The 1,079-nt window shown below is 67.9% G+C and carries 1 protein-coding gene; it reads right to left on the bottom strand.

What is annotated here, in order from left to right; all coding sequences use genetic code 11:
• Positions 1 to 985: ABC transporter substrate-binding protein (locus ACFQ87_RS46400; protein ID WP_380617079.1), on the bottom strand; the 985-nt coding region annotated here is incomplete at its 3' end.
• Positions 986 to 1,079: the final 94 nt, after the last annotated feature.

Below are 1,079 nucleotides of genomic sequence, written 5' to 3'. Positions count from 1 at the left end.
TCACCGGGCCGCCCTGGTCGGCGGCGGTGACCTTGGGGAAGGCCGCGGTGCCGACGCCGAACTTGGCGGCCTCGGTGTAGCCGCGCAGCACGCCGGTGGACTCCAGGTGCATCGCGACCGTACCGGCCTTGAAGGCGGCCTGGGCGTCGTCGGTGACCCGGCCGGTGTTGGCCGCGTAGCCGCCCTTGACCAGGTCGGCCCACCACTGGACGATCTGCGCGCCCTGGGCGGAGTCGAACACGACCTTGCCCGCCTTGTTGCTGCGGCCGTTGTCGTTGTCGCAGTACATCGTGCCGGACTCGGCGAGCAGCTCCTCGACGAACCAGCCGTAGATCGCGGCACCGAAGCCGTAGCGGACGGTCTTTCCGTCGGAGTCCTTCTTGGTCAGCTTCTTGGCCATGTCGGCCAGCTCGCCCAGGTCCTTGGGGGGCTGCGCCGGGTCGAGGCCGGCCTCCTTGAAGGCGTCGGTGTTCAGGTAGAGCAGCGGCATCGAGGAGTTGAACGGCATCGAGACCAGCTTGCCGCCGGCCGAGTAGTAGTTGCGGATGTTGGGGTCGAGGTCGGCCAGCGAGTAGCCGTCCTTGTCCACGAAGGCCTGGGCGGGGACGGTCTGCTTGGAGTCGATCATGAAGCGGGTGCCGATGTCGTAGACCTGCACGAGGGCGGGGGTGCCCTTCTGCTGCACCGAGGCCTTGTACTTGGCGACCAGCTCGTCGTACTTGCCCTGGAACTGGGCCTTGACCTCGATCTTGCCCTGATGGGCCGCGTTGAACTGGCTGACCAGCCCGTTCAGCACGTCGGCGTTCTTGCCGGTCATTGAGTGCCAGAACTCGACGGTGGTGACGCCCGAGGCCTGGTCGAGCGCCTGGGCGCCGGGGGCGGCGGCGTCGGAGGAGCCGCCCGAGCCCGAGCCGGAGGAGCTGCAGGCGGTCAGGGACAGGCCGGCCACCAGCAGGGCCGCGAGCGCGCGCGCACTCTTCTTCATCTTTGATCTCCCAGGATGTTCGGGCCTTCAGGCCGTGGATGATTGGGTCCTTGGTTCGGAGCCGCGACGCGGCGGAATGATCTCCGAAGGTTCT

The sequence above is a fragment of the Kitasatospora sp. NPDC056531 genome (genome assembly GCF_042794375.1).
Classification (GTDB): Bacteria; Actinomycetota; Actinomycetes; order Streptomycetales; family Streptomycetaceae; genus Kitasatospora.
The sequence above is the reverse complement of the archived record's forward strand: the minus strand, read 5'-3'. Positions and strand labels throughout refer to the sequence as shown.